Below are 18,159 nucleotides of genomic sequence, written 5' to 3'. Positions count from 1 at the left end.
CGGCATTGTTTCGGACGAGCGCGCTCCCGGGCGCCGGCGGCGGAAACGGCGGGTTGAAAAAGGCTCAATGATCTGGGAAACCTCCCCGGAGAGCCGGCCGGGAACGCAGGTCGCCGGGCCTTTTCGCCCGGCCCGTCCGGCGGTCACCGGGACCGGGTGCGCCACGCCCCGTACCGGCGCATGGCGCGGTCGGCCATGCCGTACAGGCGCTCGTTGTCCAGGATCATCCGGCGCGCCCGGGCCAGCGGCGCGCGCCGGACCCAGTGGGCGGCGGCGCTCAGGCAGGGGCGGCGCACCACCCCTTCGCCGACCGGGGTCTCGTGGCTTTTCAGCTCCTCCTTGTAGCGCCAGCCGACGCCCGGCCCCAGATCCATCTCCCGGATGCCCAGCTTGGCCGCCTCCTCGGCCATGTGCAGGTGCAGCGCCAGGCCGGGGGAGTACTTGGCATAGGCCGGGTCGTAGACCGGGAACCAGGTGATCAGCGTGTGCCTGCTGCGCAGCCCGAAGTGCCCGGCCACCGGGCGGTCGCCGGCGTACAGCATGGACAGCGACCCGGCGAAGTCCTCCCCGTGCATCCCGTGCAGCAGCTCGACCAGCTCCACCACCCAGCGGCGGGAGAAACGGTCGACGCGGCCCATCGCCCGGTATTGGGCGGACTTCCACTGCCGCACCAGGCGCAGCGCGCCGGCGTCGCGCACGTCGAACTCAAAGCGCACCTCGCCGACCTCGCGCCCCATCCGGCGCTCCTTGTAGCGGGTCTGCTTGACGACCTTCGAGCCCCTCTCCCGCAGCCCTTTGAGGTAGCCCTCGAACCCGCCGCTCAGATCCATGATCACCGAGCCGAGGGTCTTGGTGGTGTAGGGCTCGAACCACGGCTGCCCGGCCGCCAGCGTCCCGTACTCCCACACCCCCAGCCCGCAGCCGCGCAGCAGCTCCCGGGCGTCCAGCCGCATCAGGCCGGGAACGTGGATCAGCCCCTGGCACAGCGACAGCCAGCCGCCGATGGCGGAGCCGACCCCCGGGCCGTTCAGCTCGAAGGGGAAGAAGCCCACCAGGTCGGGGCCGTCCTCTAAGACCGCGACCCGGGCTCGTCCCTTCAGCACCCGGTCCACCGCCTGGGCGTACTCGGGGGACATGAACGGGTTGGCCAGCCGCGGGCCGGCCGCCTGCATCGCACGCCAGGCCGCCAGCTCGGCGCTTCCCAGCTCGCGGGGACGGATGACGGTTATACGCATGGATATCGCCTAACTGCCCTCAGCGGGAGTCACGGTCCAGCCAGCGGACCTGATACGGAGCGAAGGTGAACTTCTTGCCGTCGATGCGGGCCTCGACCCGCTCGGTGGAGAGGTTGACCGCCACGATCTTGCGCGGCTGGGCCAGCACCCGGACCTTGCCGGAGGAGGACGGGACGTCCACCATGGGCGTCCCGGCCGGGAACCACCGCGCGAACGACTGCAGCACGCCCAGCATCCGGCCCGGGGTGCCGCCGTCCGGCACCGACGTGGTGATCCACAGGCAGCCCTTGCACTCGCGGTCGCCCTCCCGGACCGGGATGCGGTTCCAGTACAGCACCGTGGCCGCGCCCGTCTTGGCCTGGTCGATCAGCGTGGCCACGTGCATGGCGACCCGCTTGTCCTCGCTCCAGGGGTCGGTGCTGGGCTCGATGTAGTACTCGCTCCACCAGATCGGCAGGTCGGTCTTGGACCGCAGCCACTGGTTGATCGCCACGAACTTGTCCAGCGCGGTGACCTCGTCGGGGTGGACGTCCTTGTCGTCGCTGGCGGTCGGGCCGTCGATGACGAGGAAGTCCGCGCCGCGCTTGTGGGCCAGCCAGTACTCCACCGCCTCCAGCGCGATCCGGTCCACGCTGCCCCAGGGCCCGCGCACATGGGACCCCCGGTCGTGCGCGTGGCTGTACATGGGAACGTAGGGACCGCCGACCTTGATGTCGGGATCGACCGCCTTGATGGCGTCGTAGACCTGGTTGTACAGCCGGGTGTAGCCCTCGTGGTCCCAGCGCCCGAGCCTTTCGTCGAAAAAGCCCTTGAGCTCGTTCCAGACCATGAAATGCCGCACGTACGGGTAGCGGCGCGCCACGGTGGCGGCCAGACGGGCGAAATCGTCGTAATACTCGGGGAGAGGAGCGGCCTCCAGCCTGGTCCAGTCGGTCTGGCCCGCCCGCCCGCCCTTCATCCAGTCCGGCGCGCAGCACAGCGTGATCACCGGGATGCCGCCGGTCTTGCGGATGTAGTTCATCCGGCGGTCCAGGGCGGCGAAGTTGTACTGGCCCGGGCTGGGCTCGGGATTGTCGGCCCCCCAGCCCATGATGTGCTGGTTCTGGATCAGCGGCTGGTCGTCCAGCGCCGCGGCCGCCACCTCGCTGGCCGGGCCGACGTCGGCGCTGCTTTGGGTATGGGTGAAGCCCCACACCGGCCAGGACGAGTCATAGGGGACGCCGATTCTGCCGAGCTGCCCGGCCTGGGTGGGCGCCGAGCTATCGTCGTGGCGCGCGTCGTCGCGCAGCACGAAGAACGCCGCGGCGGCGATGAGCACGACCGGTGCGATGACCGCGACCGCGGTCGGCCATCTGCGGCGCCGCGGCGGCCCGGGCGGCGGGGACTGGGCGTGGGTGTCCTGCTCGGTGAGTTCCATGAGGGTCCTCAGCTCGGGCGCGAGAAGGTGAAGGGCTGGCTCTTGACGCCGTTGTCGAAACTGGACAGCAGCGGCACGGGCTCACCGACGGTGCGCAGCTCGGGCAGCCGGGAGAACAGCTCCCGGAACATGATCCGCAGCTCCATCCGAGCCAGGTTGGCGCCCAGGCACAGGTGGGGACCCGGCCCGCCGAACCCCACGTGCGGGTTCGGCTTGCGGGTGATGTCGAAGGACTCGGGGTCGGGGAAGACCTCCGGGTCGTGGTTGGCCGCCAGGTAGAACAGCACCACCTTGTCGCCGGCCCGCAGCGGGTGGCCGTTCAGCTCGCAGTCCCGGGTCACCGTGCGGCGGAACTGGATGATCGGTGAGGAGTAGCGGACGATCTCCTCGATCGCCCCGCCGATGCGGCCCTCGAAGTCCTCCAGCAGCAGCTCCCGCTGGGCGGGGTTCTCCGTCAGCAGCCGCAGCCCGTGCGCCAGGGCGTTGCGGGTGGTCTCGTTGCCGGCCACCAGCAGCAGGTCGAAGAAGGACCCCAGCTCCCGGGTGGTCAGGCGCTCCCCGTCGACGTTGGCGTTCACCAGCGCCGACACCAGGTCGTCGGTGGGCCGCTCGCGCCGCTCCCGGGCCAGGCGGGCCAGCAGCCGGTGCAGGTCCATGATCGCCCGCAGGTTGCCGCCCAGCAGCCGCAGCGCCCGGCGGCTGGTCAGCGCACCGCGCACCCCCGAGTATTCGGTCATGACGTCGATCCGCTTGAGCACATAGGGGCGGATGCGCTCGGGGATGCCCATCATCGAGCAGATGACGTTGATGGGCAGCCGCGCGGCCACCTGCTCGACGAAGTCGCGCGGCCCCTCGGCGATCACGTCGTCGACGATGCGGGTGGCGGTGGCCTGGATGTCGGATTCGATCTTGCTGAGCATCTTCGGGCTGAAGGCCCGGGAGACGATCCGGCGCAGCCGGGCGTGCCGCGGGTCGTCCATGTTGACCATCGGGGTGCCCAGCAGCATCGACAGCCAGGCCGGCGGCTCGGGCGAGGTGGCGGCCGGTTCGCTGCTGAAGGTCTTGGCGTCCCGGCTGGCGGCCACCACGTCGGCGTGCCGGACCAGCGCGTAGAAGCCCTGACCGCGGCGGACGAACGGGATGCGGGGTTCGGGGAAGAACACCGGGGCTCCCACTTCCCGGAGCCGGGCGAAATCGGCCAGTCGTTCTTTTTCTGGGCGGTCCCAGAAATCCATGCTCACCAGGTCGATATCGGCGATGGCGGGGTTCTGGACCACGTCTTCTCCAGTCGGTCGCAGGTTACGGGATGCAATCTGGGCCTGCCGGCCACGCTAACCTGCGTTCTTCCCGTTCACGAGTCATCCACGTCCGGCTATACCAGTTGGAACCCACCCATGGAAACGAGGTTCGGTCTGTTTTGAATGCCGTGACCGCGGCGTTGGAAATACCTTGCCGGACGGTGTATTGGGACCGCGCGGGACGGTTCCGGGAAAGGGGTGAGAAGCGGCTTCCTGAAAAAGAGGGAAACGCCGGAACGTCGTGGGTTCGGTCCGTTATGTCATGGCCGGTGCCTGCGGCCCGGTCCGCCCCCGCGCGCGGACCGGGCCGGACGGGCTCCGCCGCCGGCCGCGCGGCCCCGCCGCCGCGGCCGCAGGGGGCGGGCGGTCAGCCCTCTTCCCGCCCCTGCCGGGTCTGCTCGGCCAGCAGCGCCCGCAGCCCGGCCGAGTCGTCGGCCGCCACCGTCGTCGCGCAGCCGGCCTGGAGCTGGGCGTCGGTGAGGTCACCGCTGCGGGTCGCATACCAGCGGCCGGCGTCGCTGCGCCACACCTTCCATCCGGGGAACTCCTCCTCAATCGCAGCCTTGAGGGTGTCGAAGTCCCCCATTCAGGGTTTCCTTTCATGGAGAAGCATTTCTGTATACAAATGTGAGGGGCGGGCATACAGTCGTCAAGACGTCCGTAAGAGGACCGTGCCCCGTCGGATAGCGCCGGATCGGAGGTGGAGCCCGGTGCAGGAACGCCCGGCATACCTCCGGATCGCCGCGGAGCTGCGCGAGCAGATCACCCGGGGCGACTACCCGCCCGGTTCGCGGCTGCCCACGCTGGCCCGGCTGTGCCGCATGCACGGCGTCTCGGAGATCGTGGCCCGCCAGGCCATCGCCCTGCTGCGCGGCGAGGGACTGGTGGAGACCCGCCGCGGCGGCGGCACGGTGGTGCGGGCCCGCCCGGCCGCCCGCCGCATCGCCATGTCCCGCTACCGCAACGATCCCGCGGCGACCGCTCCGGCCACCTCCTTCACCCGCGATCAGCGCATCGGCTGGGACGCCTACCGCCTCGACAGGGCCTTCGCCCGGGTGCGCGCCGACCCCCACCTGGCCTCGCTGCTGGAGGTCGCCGCCGGCACCTGGCTGCTGCGCCGCCGCTTCGTGTTCTACGCCCGCGACGAGCCCCAGCAGCTGTCGGTCAGCTACCTGCCCTGGTCACTGGTCAGGGGCACCCCGGTCGCCGACCCCGCCCGCGAGCCCTGGCCCGGCGGCACCCCCGCCCAGCTGGCCTACCTGGGCCGCCCCGTCACCCGCGTGGAGGAGTCCGTGCGGGCCCGCATGCCCACCCCCGAGGAGGTGGAGACGCTGCGCATGGCCGCCGGCGTCCCCGTCCTCGCCGTCACCCGCCGCATGCTGTCCGGCGGCCGCCCCTGCGAGGTCTGCCGCGACATCGTCATCCCCGCCGACCGCGTCATCCTCGACTACGCCATCGACCTGTGACGGCCTCGTCCCGTCCCGCCGTCGGGGACCACTGTGCGCCGGACCCTTTCCGGCATGTCATTTCCGCAGTTCAGAACTCCCGTCACCGGGCAGTGGACTCTGGCCGCCGAGCTCAAGCCCGGAATGTGGCTGCGCACTGGCGCCGGCACCCACGTCCAGGTCACCGCGATCAAGACCTGGACCGCCTGCCAGCGGGTCCACAACCTCACCATCGATGGCCCCGCAACGTACTGGGCGTCGGCGGGTTCGGTGCCGGTTCTGGTGCGCAATGATAAATGTCCTGCAACAGGGATTTCCCATGGCAGACTAGGGGAGGCGGAAACCTATGAGTGGCTGAAGAAATCGGGATATACAGATCTTTGTAAAGAAGTTCAATTTGTGAACGGGTCGGAGGGGATCCTCCGTGTGGACTTTGTGGCCAAAGGTTCTAACGGGAAATGGTTTGCATTTGACGCCAAGACGGGGTCTGGTTCAGAGATTAGTGACGCTCAGTGAACTGGGTATCTTGAATTGCGGCAAACTGGTGTCGAGTTGGACACGAATAGGCTGGATAGTCTAGGGTTCAAGAAAGGAGCCTATGTGAGGATGGGTGTGGTGATTCAGATGTGGGAGTGTCCACTATGCAACTAGCGGTTCTTGCGAAGGACTGTCTGTCTTCGTGCATGCAGGAGCTCGGCTGGTCCGAGGTAGAGCATCGGTTTGGCATGTATTTCAAGCAGAAGAGCGCGGAGATTGAGTTCTATTTCTCCATGAACGCCCCCGATGATTCCGAGTCCGGTCCGCTGTTTCTGCTCCCGGTCGTGGGGGTCACGCACTGTGAGACCAGCAGGCTGGAGGAGAGATTTTTGGGGCTGCCGCCAACGCCTGGCCCTTTGGTCGGTACGGTGGGGCGCGGCCTGCTGGACCTGTGGTGGCGAGAAGGGCGGACGCTGGACGACAGGTGGGTGATTCGCTCTCGAGACGATGTCGAGCAGGTGATCGGGAGGGTGGTGGAGGATTTTGAACTTTACGGCCTTCCCTTCCTGCAGTCCCTGGGCACGCTGGAGGACATCATCCGTTACTTGAAGCGGATCCCGAGAGGGCAGGAGATGTCCGGGAAGCTGGCCATAGCCTGTGCCTTGCACGGGCTTTATGACGATGCTGCGGCGGCTCTTGAGGAATATGCCGCCGAGGCGCGGGATCAGGTGCCGCCTATGTCAACCCAGTCATGGGGATTCATTCGATCCTACGGTGAGTATTTCCGTGACTTGCCCATTGCGATTCCCCAACCTTGACCCATGACCGGGGCGGATGAGGCAGGCCAGTCCCAGGGAGGTTTTTGGCGACTGGCGTCGCCGAGGGGTGAATCAACCCGAAGGTCGGTGGACAAGCGCCGGTGCAGGCGGGGAAGGGTGGGATAGCGGCGATCTGTGAAAGTCCGCACCGCCGCCGCTGCGGACGAGGAGCGTCCGCAGCGGCGGCTGGGCGTGTCTACGCCCTGGTGAAGGGCGGTGTGATGCACTCTCCTGCTTCATTGTGCTGAGAGAATCTCGCTATTGTGCGTAGTGTCGTGGGGCACTGCGGTGTGTTTTCGTGTGTCGATCTCAGGGACTGCATGGAATGCACTGATCTTTCTCTCTATGTGTACCGGGAATTTCTGATTCCCATGCGATCCATCGGCTGGTTGGGGCGTGAGCATGGGATACCGGGAGCCGGCATGGCTTCGTTGGGGAGCGCGGACCTGAGCCGGCTCAAGTCCGCGTCCTGGATTCTTTCCACCCTCACGCTCGGCTGGCACGACTGTGAGTTTTGCGACGGGGAGGAGGGGTTCGAAGGGAACGGTGAGTATCACTATTACTTCCAAGACGGGAGCACCTATTCCGCTCCGATGATGATTCTTCATTACGTTGAAGAGCACGGGTATCGGCCGCCTGAGGATTTTCTGGAACGCCTGCGGAAGGCCGGTCCGCTGGAGTGGGACTGGCGTGCGGAGCGGTTGTCTGAGGTGCTGCTGGATGAGACGGAGGACCTGGAGCGTCGGTGTGGGGTCATCGTTGATCTCGCGAACTGGCGGGAGCCGCGGACACTGGACGTGCTGTGGCGGGCGGCCCAGGATGAGGAGCTGGTGGACGTCGGCGGAGTCGAAATCGGCCGGTCGCTGGGCGTGCTGCTGTCCTGTGATTTTGCGAAGGGGATCGACGTCTCATCCTTCCCTGAGACCATCGAATACGGGATCGAGCTGACCTCTCAAGGGGTGACCGTCCCGGAATGGTTCGGCGACTGCTGACCGGTGTTGAAAGCCAGGGTTGGCGGGCGGTGGCACCGCTGTGAGCTGGAGCGCGGTGTCATCGGTGCGCCGGCGGTGATCCGAGACGGCGGTGGTGAAGATGCGGGAAGGGTCAGTGCTCGAACAGCCAGTCCTCCTCCGGGGTCGTTCGGAGTGCTCCTCTGTGCGGATGGAGGTAGTGCGGCGGGTGGTGCGGTAGGCGAACAGCAGGCTGATCAGGGCCAGTGTCAGGGAGGTCGGTAAGACCGCGGTGACGCCGTGGCGGGGGGACCAGCGGTCCAGGGAGAACATGAGCTGGGCGACGGCGGTGTTGACGATGGACGTCGTTGCGCTGCAGACGATCGCTCGGGTGGGTGGGGCCAGGCTGGGCAGCGGCGGCCAGGTGGCCGAGGCCGGGCCGGTGAGCAGGAACAGCAGGGTCAGCCAGGCGACGTAGGGTGCGGTGACGCCTGCGGAGGTGAGGGCGGCGCCGGACAGGCCAGTGAACGTCTGCGCCGGCGGGGCGGGCTGGGTCTTCGGCACCGTTCACCAAGGCATGTCCTCTCCGCGTGACCAATGGACGGGCGCCGGGTTCCTCAGAGAGGGTGCCGTGGGCGCTATAGAAGGCCTCGTGACCCACGGCCTCATGGGCCTGGCCGGCAGAATGGCCGCACCCTTGATTCAGCGGGCGGCACCGCGCCCCGCTTCCAAGCTCAAGGGCGCCGACGGCGACAGTGGGAAGGGCGGCACTTCCAGCGGCAAGGGCAATGCCGTCGCCAAGGCGCATGTGGTCTCAGGCATGGGGAGACAGGGCCTGCTGCGGACCGGTTTCGTGCCATTGCAGGTCACAGCGTCGCCCTTGACTGCGACATGCCCGCTCTGACCTGCGGAAACGGCGTGGTTCCATGAGGTTTTCTCAAGGAGAGCCGCAGCCGAATGCTATTGAGGAGCGGAGAGGCTTGGACGATGACGCCGATGCGGTAGAGGCCTTGTGCTGAAGGACTGCCGAGCATCGTCCATTGCCCTGTTCCTGCGAGCCGCGCGAGAGCGTTCGTTCCTCAGAGGGATCTGCGGTCAGCGTTCAAATAGCCAGTCCTCCCTGTCTGAGCGGGCGGGAGCGGCACTGCGGGCGGGAGCGGCCCTGCGGGCGGTGCGGCGGGCGAAGAGGAGGCCGATCGAGGCCACCAGCAGGCAGATGATCAGGACCGCGGTGACGCCGCGGCGGGGTGACCACAGGCCCAGGGACAGCATGAGCTGGGCGACGGTGGTGTTGACGATGAACGTCATCGACAGGGAGACGATCGCCCGGGTCGGCGCGGCCAGGCTGGGCAGCAGCGGCCAGGCCGCCAGCGCCGGGGCGGTGAGCAGGAACAGCAGCGTCAGCCAGCCGGCGTAGGGCGAGGTGAGGCCCACGCTGGTGAGGGCGGCGCCGGTCAGGCCGGCGATCGTCAGGGCGGTCAGGGCGATGCGGACGACGGGCATCTACGACCCCAGGGTGTGGAAGCGCTCGAAGATGACGAAGATGCTCAAGGCGAGCAGCGGCCAGGTCGCATAGCCGAAACCCCGCAGCACCGGGTTTTGGCCGTACTTGGGCAGGCGGCCGTGTATCCGGGCGATCTCGCGGACGGACAGCAGCAGCACCAGCAGGAGGGTGGACAGCAGGCCCACCCGCGTCCAGGTCGTCGTGCCGATATCGAACGGGACCGGTTTGGGCACCGGCGGCGGTGAGCCGGCCGGCGGGGTGCGCAGGGCGAACACGTCGGCGTCCCGGTGCCGCAGGATCGGCTTCAGCTCCGGTGAGGAGGCCAGCGCCTTGACCAGGCGCGCCCCGTAGTCGGGGGACTGGCCGAAGGAGTAGCGGTTGTAGGCCTCGTTGCTGCGCGTGGTGAGGAAGAAACTGCCCGGCTGCTTTTTGAGGGCGGCCACGATCGCGCTGATGTCCTCGGGCTTGGGCGGGGCCTGCAGTTCGGTGTAGTCCCAGCGCTCCTGGGCGGTCAGCCCCCAGGGCGCCTGCGGGAAGGCGCCCATCGGCCCCTTGCGCCCGGTCTGCCAGACCACGTTGATGCGGCCGGACGGGGCATGGCGCAGCATCGCATGGAAGGCCTGCACCTCGCCGGGACGGATCCGTTCGAAATTCTCGTTGCCGAACCGGACGAACAGGAACGACGCGGCGATCAGCAGCCCGCACACCGCCGCCGCGCTCACCGCCCGGATCGGGCGGGCGACGGTGAAGGCGGTCGGGAAGAACAGGTAGGCAATCAGCAGGCAGGCGCCCGGCAGGATGAAGAAGTACACCCGCAAGGTGATCTCGCCGCCGTAGTTCTGCAGCGCGATGGCCAGGAACGGCGTCGCCAGCAGCGCCATCGCCACCCGGTCGTCGAACCGCCAGCGCCGCCTGCGGTACAGGCCCGCCAGGGCCAGCAGGACCACCGCCACGGCGATCAGGATGCGGGTCTGCTGGACTTTCGCCAGCTCGGTGCCGCTTTCGGCGATCCGCCCGCTGACGCTTTCGCGCAGCGTGGCGAGCAGGTTGCCGATGCCGGAGAACAGGCTGTCCTTTTGCCCCTCCCAGTACGCCCTGGTCATGTAACTGACCCAGGCGGCGGCTATGACGCCGATGAGGATCGGCAGCCCGCGCAGCGTGCAGCGCCCCGCCAGCACCAGCGCGGTCACGGCGAACAGCATCAGGAACGGGGTGAGCTGGTGGGCCGCCACCGTGACCAGCACCAGGCCCAGCGCGATGGCGAACACCGCCGTGCGCTCACCCGCGCCGGGCCGTCCCACCGGCCGCTCGCCCAGCGTCAGCGGACGCACCGGCCACCGCGGCAGCCGGCCCCGGCGGAAACCGCCGGGCCTGCGCCGCGGGTCGGGCAGGAACCAGTTGAGCAGCAGCCCCAGCAGCAGCAGGTACAGCGCGTACGCGAAACCCTGCGGGGCGAAGTAGTCCTGGCCCACCCAGTTGGTGGTCACCAGCAGCCAGGCGGCCGTCCACTTGGCCCGCCAGTTGGCCCACATCGCCCGCAGGATCAGGTAGTAGCCGGCCAGGTAGAGCAGTTCCAGCCCCACCGGCGCCCAGTGCATGAGCGGCTCGATGTTCTCGATCCCGGCGGCCCGGGTGATGAACCCGATCAGGGCGAAGAAGGCCGGCCAGCTGTAGCGGGCGTCCAGCGTGACGTGGGGTTCGCCGGTGCGGGTGATGTACTCCACGAAGCCCAGGTGCTGCCAGGCCGTGGGCGGACGGGCCAGCTCCTCCAGCGCCGGGGCCAGCCCGTGCAGCGCCACCACCAGCGCCACCAGCTGGACGCCCAGCAGCAGCGGCCGCTGCCTGTTCAGCGCCAGCGTCCCGAAGAAGGTCAGCACCAAGACGGCCGCGCCGATCAGGGTGGCCACCGGCAGCACCGAGATCAGCCCGTAGCCGTTCATGGCATCCAGGCGCACCCAGCGCAGCGGCACCCAGTACAGGGCCAGGCCGGCCACGAAGCAGGCGGTCAAGGCGAGGACGGCCCGGTTCCCGGAGGGCGGCCGCCGCTTCGGCGGCGCGGCGGCCGACAGCACCTGGGTGTCGTCGGCCGTCTTCCCGGTGTGCAAGAGCACCATCACGCACCGCCCCCCGCCGCGGGCGCCGTGGCCGAGCAGGCCCGCCGCAGCGACGGCAGGACCGCGGCTGCGATCACCACGTTGATACCGAGCACGACCATCCCGATCGTCGCCAGATGAGTTCCGTCGAACAGCAGCGGCACCAGCGCCAGCACCCCGAGGAAACGGGCGCCCTGCAGTGCCGCGATCGCCTGAGTCCGCGAGCGCACCCGCAGCACGCCCACATAGAGTTCGATCACCGCTTTGGGCAGCACGGCCAGCGCCAGCAGCTGCAGCAGCGGCGCGCCCTGCGCGGCGTACCCGTGCCCGAACAGCTCCAGCGCCACCGGGCACAGCGCCACCACCACCGCCACCGTGGGCGTCATCAGCATGAACGTGCGCCGCAGCGCCGCCCGGGTGGAGGCGGCCAGCACCGACGCGTCGAAAGAGCCCTCCACGGTCAGCGACAGTGACAGCGTCAGCGCCAGCAACTCCAGCATCATCCCCAGCGCCCAAGCCATCTGAAAGTAGGCGTTGACCTCCGCGTTGTGCAGGTGGGCGGTCACCACCACCGGGATCAGGCTGATGGAGGCGTACTGGAAGATGCCGCCGAGGTAGCCGCCGCCGAAGTAGCGCAGGATCTCCGCCCGGGTGGGCGGGACGGCGCGGGCGCGGGTCTGCTGGACGTGCCGGGGGATCAGCCGGCCGAAGATGACGGCGTTGACCGGCACCAGCGCCACCAGCACCGGCACGAACCACGACAGCACGATGCCGTCGCCGGGGTGCAGCGTCAGCGCCAGCACCGCCAGCAACGCCAGCTTGGCCACCCCGAACACTAAGTTGATCACCGGGACCCAGGTGGCGTGCCGCAGCCCGGTGAACACCGCCTCCTGCTGGTTGAACAGGTTCCACGACACCGCCAGCAGCAGGAACCACGCCCCCGGCAGCCAGCCGTCCAGGTGCGCGTACACCGGCGCCCGCGGCGGCACCACCAGCAAAAAGCCCAGCGCCAGCGCCAGCGCCGCCGCCGCGCCGGCCCCGTAGCAGCCGAGCACCAGCTTTCCGGTGTGGTGGGCGCTTTGCGGGACGAACCTGATCAGCAGGAAGTTGAGCATGGTCGCGCCGCCGACGAACATGATCGCCTGGATGACCGCCCAGTTGCGGCCCACCACCCCGGGATCGTGGTCGTACAGCAGCGCCGCCAGCGCCCAGTAGACCAGGCCTAACAGCCCGGTGAACGCCCCGTTGGCCACCAGCGCATAGGCGTTGCGGAACAGCGGGTTGGCCATGTCGCCGCGGAGCCCGCTGATCACCGTCCGGACCGGGTTGCGCCCGATCCTCCCCGGTGCTGCGGCGGGCGGCTCGAGCCGTGTCCTGGTGCGCGTCATGCCCGTGCCGCCCCCACTTGCCGGGCCGCGTACCGCAGCCTGCGGACGACCGCATAACCCTTGGTCAGCATGCGGTCGAAGGCGTATGTGCGCAGCAGGGCGCCGCCTTCGACAACCTTGGCGAAGGCGTCGATGCCCATGCCGCGGCTCACGGTGAGCCGGGGTGTGGCGAACACGTCCTCCCTGCGGGGCAGCCGGTTGGCGACCGCGCAGGCGGAGGCGTAACCGGCCCGGGCCACCGCGCGCCGCACCCGGGCGCTGGAGTAGCCGTAGGGGTAGGCCATCGTGGTGACCGGGCGGCCCAGCCGGTCCTCCAGCAGAGCCTTGCTGCAGGTCAGCTCGTGGGCCAACGCCGCGTCCGGGAGCTGGTCGAGCTGGGGGTGGCTGTGGCTGTGCCCGCCGATCTCGATCCCGCACTCGGCCGCCTCCCGGACCTGCGACCACGACAGCGTCCGGTCCAGCGGCCGGCCGGCCGCCTCCGCGCCGGCGTCGGCCAGCCAGCCGGTGGTGACGAAGACGGTCGCGGTCAGCCCCAGGCGCTGCAGCACCGGCAGCGCCTGCTCGTGGAAGTCGGCGTACCCGTCGTCAAAGGTGATCGCCACCGCTTTGGCGGGCAGGCGGGCCGGATCGCCGGTCAGCGCCGAGACGGGCACGGCGACAAAACCGCGCTCGACCAGCAGCGCCATCTGCTCGGCGAACGCGCCCGGGTCCACCGACAGCCGCCGGGTGGCCCGCGCCGGGCGCGCGCTGACCGAGTGGTACATCAGCACCGGCACCGGGGGACGGTTCACCGGCCCGCCTCCCTCGCACGCCGCGGGCGGAGCGCACCGGCCGTCCCGACCGCATACCCCCAGGCGGTCCAGGCCAGCCCGACCGCGATGGCGCCGGCCCGGCCGAGCCCGGCCGCATCGCCGCGCAGCGCCGCGCCCAGCCCGGCGGCGGCCCCGCGCGGCAGGGTCCGCAGCGCGTGGGCGCGTTCGCTGGCCAGCCCGTCCCGGGTGCCGACGCTGCGGGTGACCAGCGCCTTCGACAGCCCCTCGGCATAGCAGCGCTGCCGGAAATAGGAAAAACGCGCCCGCTCCGGCGGGACCCGGTGCCAGATCACCGCCGCGTCCTCATACACCAGCTCCCAGTCCGGCCGGCGCTGCCGCAGCCTGATGCAGAACTCGGTCTCCTCGCAGCCCAGCGGCCTTTTGTGGTGGCTGCGGCCGATGCCGCCGGCGAACCCGCCGGCCACCTCGAACGCCTCCTTGCGGAAGGAGGCGTTGCCGCCCATCAGGTTGCGGATGGGGCCCGGGCGCATGCCCCGGTAGGTGCAGCCGACCGTCCAGTCGAACTCGGCGGGGAACCAGCCCGGCCGCCGCCCGGCCTCGACGTGCTCGCCCTCCAGCAGGCCCCGGCCGGCCCGGCGGCGCAGCTCGGCGGCGGACGGCGAACCCGGCCACAGCGCCAGGGTGCGCCCGCCGACCCCGGCCACGTCCGGGTCGTCGTAGTGCTTGGCGAAGGCCGCCAGCCAGTCCGGCGCGGCCACCGCATCGTCGTCCAGGAACGCCACCACGTCCCCGCGCGCCACCGACACGCCGGTGTTCTTGCCGCCCGACAGCCCGCGCTGCTGGGCGTTGGCCACCACGGTCACATCGGGCAGCGACCGCTTCAGCCGGGCGTGCAGGACCGGGTTGTGGTCGACCACGCAGATGATCTCGTGCGGCTGGTGCCGCTGGGCCCGGACCGATGCCACCGCGGCGTGGATGTCGTTCCAGCGCCGCTCGGTGTAGACGCAGATGACCACCGAGATGTTCACTTGCGCCTCACCGTGGCCGAACGAAGCCGGGCATAGGCCTTCAGCACGCGGTCTGCGCGCTGGTACATCCTCCGGTCGCGCAGCACGATGTCGCGCGCCTTGTTCAGCGGCGCGGTGCGCGCCCAGTGCAGCGCCACGCCCCCGCAGTGGCGCGACAGCGGGCGGGCGATGCGTCCTTCGGCGATGGGGATCTGCCGGCTGGTGAACCCTTCCTTGAACTCCTTGCCGCCGCGTCCCATGGCGATCTCGGTGATGCCGGCCGCGGCGCAGCTGCGCGCCAGGTGCAGGTGGCCGATCATGCCGGGCGAGTACTTGGCGAAACGGGGGTCGTAGGCGGGGAACCATCCGGCCATCACCTGCCCGCAGCGCAGCCCGAAGTGCGCCGACACCGGCTGGTCCCCGGCGTACAGGACGCTGAGCACGCCGAAGCCGGTGCGGTGGAAGTGCCGCAGCAGCGCCACGATCCACGGCCGGGCGAACCGGTCGGTGCGGCCGGTGCGGTTGTACTGGTCGGACTTCCAGGCCATCAGCCGGGTCAGTTCGGCCTCCTCTCGGCAGTCGAAGACGTAACGCACCTCTCCGACCTCGCGGCCGAGCTTGCGCTCCTTGTAGCGGATGGTGCGGTGGGTCTTGGGCGCCGCCCGGCGGACCTGCTCGGCGAACGCCTCGAAGCCTTCGGACAGGTCCATGACCGGCTCCAGGCGGCGCACGGTGTGGTACGGCGCGAAGGTGGGCTGGTGGGCCAGCAGGTGGTCGAAGTCCCACACCCCCAGTCCGCAGGCCTTGAGCAGCCGCCGGGCGTCCAGGCACAGCTCGGGCGGGGCGATGAGGGCCTGCAGGTCGGTCAGCCCGAACCCCACCGGGTGCCCGATGCCCGCCCGGCCCCGTTCGAAGGGGAAGAAGGCGACCACCTTGTCGCCGTCCTCGACGACCGCGACCCGCACCCGAGGCCGCAGCCGCGCCACGCCCAAGGTGAACTCCGGGGCCAGGAACGGATTGCCCAGCTCGGGATCGGTCTGCTGCAGTTCGCGCCATCGGGTCAGCTCGGCCTCGCCGAGCTCACCGGGACGGAGCACGGTGATCTTCATGTGCCGGTCCTCACTCCGCGGCGGCGCTCAGCGAGGGCAGCGGCTCGGGCTCGGCGACCTGCGGCTCCTGCCGCAGCGGCCCCTTGAAACGCAGCCGGATCATGGTCTTGAGCACCCGCCAGCCGTCCCGGAAGGTGTTGAGGTTGGACTGCCCGTGCCGGCGCTCGGTCTCATGGCTGGGCACTTCGGCGATCTTCAGCCCGGCGCGGACGGCGTTGACGCACATCTCGGTCTCGATCTCGAAACCGGTGGACTCCAGGCACAGCCTCTCCACCGCCGAGCGGCGCAGGGCCACATAGCCGTAGCACAGGTCCGACCAGTTCTGGCCGTACAGCAGGTTGGCCAGGCGGGTGAGCATCCGGTTGCCGAGGCTGCGCAGCCCGGTCAGGTCGTCGGAGCCGCCGCCGCAGCCGTAGCGGGTGCCCTTGACGAAGTCGAAGCCCCGGCACAGCAGGGCCAGGAAGGAGTCGAACTCGGCCGGGTCCATGCTGCCGTCGGCGTCCAGCATGATCAGCAGGTCGCCGGTGGCCGCGGCCATCCCGGTGCGCATCGCCGCGCCCTTGCCGGCCGGCGGCTCCACGATGATCTTGGCGTCGGGGCGGATGGCCAGCGCCACCTCGACGGTGCCGTCGGTGGACTGGCCGTCGACGATGATGACCTCGTCCACCGCGGTCAGCCGCGGCATGAGCCAGCGCAGGTTGTCGGCCTCGTTGAGGGTCGGGATCACCGCGGTGACCGTGGGCCACTGAACCCGGCGGCCGCCCGGCTCCGGCCGGCTGCGCGGGTGCAATACGGGAACTCTATGCGGGCCGTCGGCCGTTTCCACCATTGCGGGACTTCGGGAGTGCACGGCATTCCCCGGAGCCGGTCGGTGCGCAGTCCCAGCGGAAGGAGGGGCGATTTCTGAAGTTCTGGCGATTCGCACGGAACACTCCCTGAGGTGACGCAGGACTAGTGCCTACCTGCATCACTTCCACCGAATGGGGGCTGGGCACTGCAAAGGAGGGTTCAGAGGACTCTGAAAAAAATCGAGGTGATATTTCCGGGCAAGGTCGCTGATATCGGCCATTGCCCAGTCGGCTGGGAATGCCCGTGATCTTTCCGGTTGAACCGGCTATGCCGGTCGGCGGGCTGCGGCGCTCGGCGGTGGTCTGCACGCATTACCGCCGCATTTCGCCCGACGGCGGCCATACCGGCCTTTGCGGTCGGCGGTCCGGCCGCGGAGGTCAGCGGGTCAGATGCGGCAGCGTCCCCAGCGGGACGTGCAGCCACGACGGCCGGTTGCGGGCCTCATAACGCACCTCGTAGACCGCCTTGTCCAGCTCGAAGGCGCGCAGCAGCACCCGGTGGGCGTCCGGGTCGGGGCCGCCGCCCAGCGCATACCCCCGGCAGAAGGCGGTGCGGTTGCGGTCGGCCCACTCGCGGGCCCGGCCCTCCAGCAGCATGGCCTGCCCGGAGTCCTCACGCGGGCCGGACACCGGCTCCCGGTGGCCGGCGAGCAGGAACCGCGCCGCGTATTCGAAGGAGCGCAGCATCCCCGCCACATCCCGCAGCGGGTGGGCGGGGGCCTGACGCTCGGCCGGGGTCCGCGCCGGCTCCCCCTCGAAGTCCAGCAGCACCCAGCCCCGCTCGGTGCGCAGCACCTGCCCCAGGTGGTAGTCCCCGTGGATCCGCTGCACCGAGACCGGCCGCTGCAGCTCCGCCAGCTCCCGGTAGGCCGCTTTGATCGCCTCGGCGTACTCCGCCAGCTCCGGCACGTCCGCGCAGGCGGCGTCCAGATGCTCGACCATGCGGGCGGCGGTCTCCCGCAGCGCCTGCGGCGGCACCCGGCGCACTCCGAACGCCTCGGCCAGATCCCGGTGCACCTGCGCGGTGGCGGTGCCCAGCCGCTCGGCCTCGCCGGCGAAGTCGCCGCCGGCCTGCTCGGCGGGCACCAGCGGGTCGCTGGCGTACAGGTCGCGCACGCTGGTGGTGGCCAGCTGCCAGCCGTCGGTGGCAGTGCGCAGGAACTCCGACAGCATGCCGACCGTGGCGACGTCATCGCCCAGGCGCATCTCCGCCCAGCCGTGCAGCCGGGGGATGTGCACGGAGCCGGCCCGCGTCAGCGCCAGGTTCAGCTCCAGGTCCGGGTTCACGCCGGGGGTGATCCGGCGGAACATCTTGTAGATATAGGTCTCGCCGAACACCAGTGAGGTGTTGCTCTGCTCGGCGGAGGAGACCAGCGAGGTCAGCTCGGTCTCGATCGTCGCGCCCGGCACCCGGTGGAAGCTCAGCGGGTGCACCTCGGCCTGCGCGGCGATGTTGCGCAGCAGGACGGCGGTCAGCTCCGGGTCGTGCACGGCGTCATAGACGTGCGTCCCGTCCGATGCCAGGATCTCGGCATAGCGCAGCCGGTCCGGCAGGTGGTCGCGGAAACCCAGCAGCAGCTGGTAGATGTCGCGGTCGCCGTCCTGACTCACCTCGACGAGGGTGTGCCGCAGCCCGGGGCCGCCGGCGGCGGACCCGGCGGCCGGTGCGGTCAGTTCCGTGCCGGTGACGATCCGGACCCCGGTGATCGGCCTGCCCTTTCCCGCGAACCAGCGCTGCCGCGGAAGCCAGCCGATCAGGGCCTGTTCGATCGAGCGGTCGGGCGGCCGCACAGATCA

The 18,159-nt window shown here is 69.8% G+C and carries 17 protein-coding genes; 5 read left to right on the top strand and 12 right to left on the bottom strand.

Annotated features, from left to right (window positions below; genetic code table 11):
* Nucleotides 1–143: 143 nt before the first annotated feature.
* The 4 genes from TCUR_RS17750 to TCUR_RS17735 all read right to left on the bottom strand — a co-directional run bounded on the left by TCUR_RS17750 (nt 144) and on the right by TCUR_RS17735 (nt 4,536).
* A complete protein-coding gene (locus TCUR_RS17750; protein WP_012853920.1) occupies nt 144–1,235 on the bottom strand; it encodes a GNAT family N-acetyltransferase in 1,092 nt (363 codons plus the stop codon).
* A 19-nt stretch (nt 1,236–1,254) separates the two neighbouring features.
* Complete coding sequence (locus tag TCUR_RS17745; protein ID WP_012853919.1) at nt 1,255–2,652, bottom strand: GH39 family glycosyl hydrolase; 1,398 nt, start codon at nt 2,650–2,652, stop codon at nt 1,255–1,257.
* Between the two features lie 8 nt (nt 2,653–2,660).
* Entirely contained in the window at nt 2,661–3,929 is a 1,269-nt protein-coding gene (locus TCUR_RS17740; RefSeq protein WP_012853918.1) for a cytochrome P450, read from the bottom strand.
* A gap of 388 nt (nt 3,930–4,317) precedes the next feature.
* Nucleotides 4,318–4,536, bottom strand: coding sequence for a hypothetical protein (locus TCUR_RS17735; protein WP_012853917.1), 219 nt, complete (start codon nt 4,534–4,536; stop codon nt 4,318–4,320).
* A gap of 124 nt (nt 4,537–4,660) precedes the next feature.
* On the opposite strand from TCUR_RS17735, the gene TCUR_RS17730 reads away from it, so the two are divergent.
* The 5 genes from TCUR_RS17730 (at nt 4,661) to TCUR_RS26610 (ending at nt 8,544) form a co-directional block, all read left to right on the top strand.
* Complete coding sequence (locus TCUR_RS17730; protein ID WP_012853916.1) at nt 4,661–5,416, top strand: GntR family transcriptional regulator; 756 nt, start codon at nt 4,661–4,663, stop codon at nt 5,414–5,416.
* Between the two features lie 54 nt (nt 5,417–5,470).
* Nucleotides 5,471–5,911: a hypothetical protein gene (locus TCUR_RS26615; protein ID WP_148233051.1), complete on the top strand. Its 441-nt coding sequence runs from the start codon at nt 5,471–5,473 to the stop codon at nt 5,909–5,911.
* Nucleotides 5,912–6,078: 167 nt separating this feature from the next.
* On the top strand, nt 6,079–6,690 hold the full coding sequence (locus TCUR_RS17725) for a hypothetical protein (RefSeq protein WP_041439986.1): 612 nt from the start codon (nt 6,079–6,081) through the stop codon (nt 6,688–6,690).
* Between the two features lie 320 nt (nt 6,691–7,010).
* Complete coding sequence (locus TCUR_RS17720; protein ID WP_012853913.1) at nt 7,011–7,682, top strand: DUF7919 family protein; 672 nt, start codon at nt 7,011–7,013, stop codon at nt 7,680–7,682.
* 610 nt (nt 7,683–8,292) lie between these two features.
* Nucleotides 8,293–8,544 carry a hypothetical protein gene (locus TCUR_RS26610; protein ID WP_012853912.1) on the top strand — a complete coding sequence of 84 codons (252 nt, stop codon included), beginning with the start codon at nt 8,293–8,295 and terminating at the stop codon, nt 8,542–8,544.
* Nucleotides 8,545–8,735: 191 nt separating this feature from the next.
* Here the strand turns inward: TCUR_RS26610 and TCUR_RS17705 are convergent, their stop codons facing one another.
* The 8 genes from TCUR_RS17705 to TCUR_RS17670 form a co-directional block, all read right to left on the bottom strand.
* Nucleotides 8,736–9,143 (bottom strand): hypothetical protein, encoded by a 408-nt coding sequence (locus TCUR_RS17705; RefSeq protein ID WP_012853911.1) that lies wholly within the window; start codon nt 9,141–9,143, stop codon nt 8,736–8,738.
* Nucleotides 9,144–11,258, bottom strand: a complete 2,115-nt coding sequence (locus TCUR_RS17700) for a hypothetical protein (RefSeq protein ID WP_012853910.1) — start codon at nt 11,256–11,258, stop codon at nt 9,144–9,146.
* The gene (locus TCUR_RS17695) at nt 11,258–12,550 is read right to left on the bottom strand and encodes a hypothetical protein (protein ID WP_052305536.1); all 1,293 of its coding nucleotides are present in this window, start codon (nt 12,548–12,550) and stop codon (nt 11,258–11,260) included. Before TCUR_RS17695 ends, TCUR_RS17700 begins: the two co-directional genes overlap by 1 nt.
* 71 nt (nt 12,551–12,621) lie before the next feature.
* A complete protein-coding gene (locus TCUR_RS17690; RefSeq protein WP_012853908.1) occupies nt 12,622–13,416 on the bottom strand; it encodes a polysaccharide deacetylase family protein in 795 nt (264 codons plus the stop codon).
* Complete coding sequence (locus TCUR_RS17685) at nt 13,413–14,426, bottom strand: glycosyltransferase family 2 protein (RefSeq protein ID WP_012853907.1); 1,014 nt, start codon at nt 14,424–14,426, stop codon at nt 13,413–13,415. The genes TCUR_RS17690 and TCUR_RS17685 overlap by 4 nt, the downstream gene beginning before the upstream one ends.
* Nucleotides 14,423–15,514, bottom strand: coding sequence for a GNAT family N-acetyltransferase (locus TCUR_RS27565; protein WP_012853906.1), 1,092 nt, complete (start codon nt 15,512–15,514; stop codon nt 14,423–14,425). The genes TCUR_RS17685 and TCUR_RS27565 overlap by 4 nt, the downstream gene beginning before the upstream one ends.
* Before the next feature lie 10 nt (nt 15,515–15,524).
* On the bottom strand, nt 15,525–16,304 hold the full coding sequence (locus tag TCUR_RS17675; protein WP_245536889.1) for a glycosyltransferase family 2 protein: 780 nt from the start codon (nt 16,302–16,304) through the stop codon (nt 15,525–15,527).
* A 436-nt stretch (nt 16,305–16,740) separates the two neighbouring features.
* Nucleotides 16,741–18,153, bottom strand: coding sequence for a maltokinase N-terminal cap-like domain-containing protein (locus TCUR_RS17670; RefSeq protein WP_012853904.1), 1,413 nt, complete (start codon nt 18,151–18,153; stop codon nt 16,741–16,743).
* Between the last annotated feature and the right edge of the window lie 6 nt (nt 18,154–18,159).

Origin of the sequence: Thermomonospora curvata DSM 43183 (assembly GCF_000024385.1) — a bacterium.
Taxonomy (GTDB): Bacteria; Actinomycetota; Actinomycetes; order Streptosporangiales; family Streptosporangiaceae; genus Thermomonospora; species Thermomonospora curvata.
The sequence above is the reverse complement of the archived record's forward strand: the minus strand, read 5'-3'. Positions and strand labels throughout refer to the sequence as shown.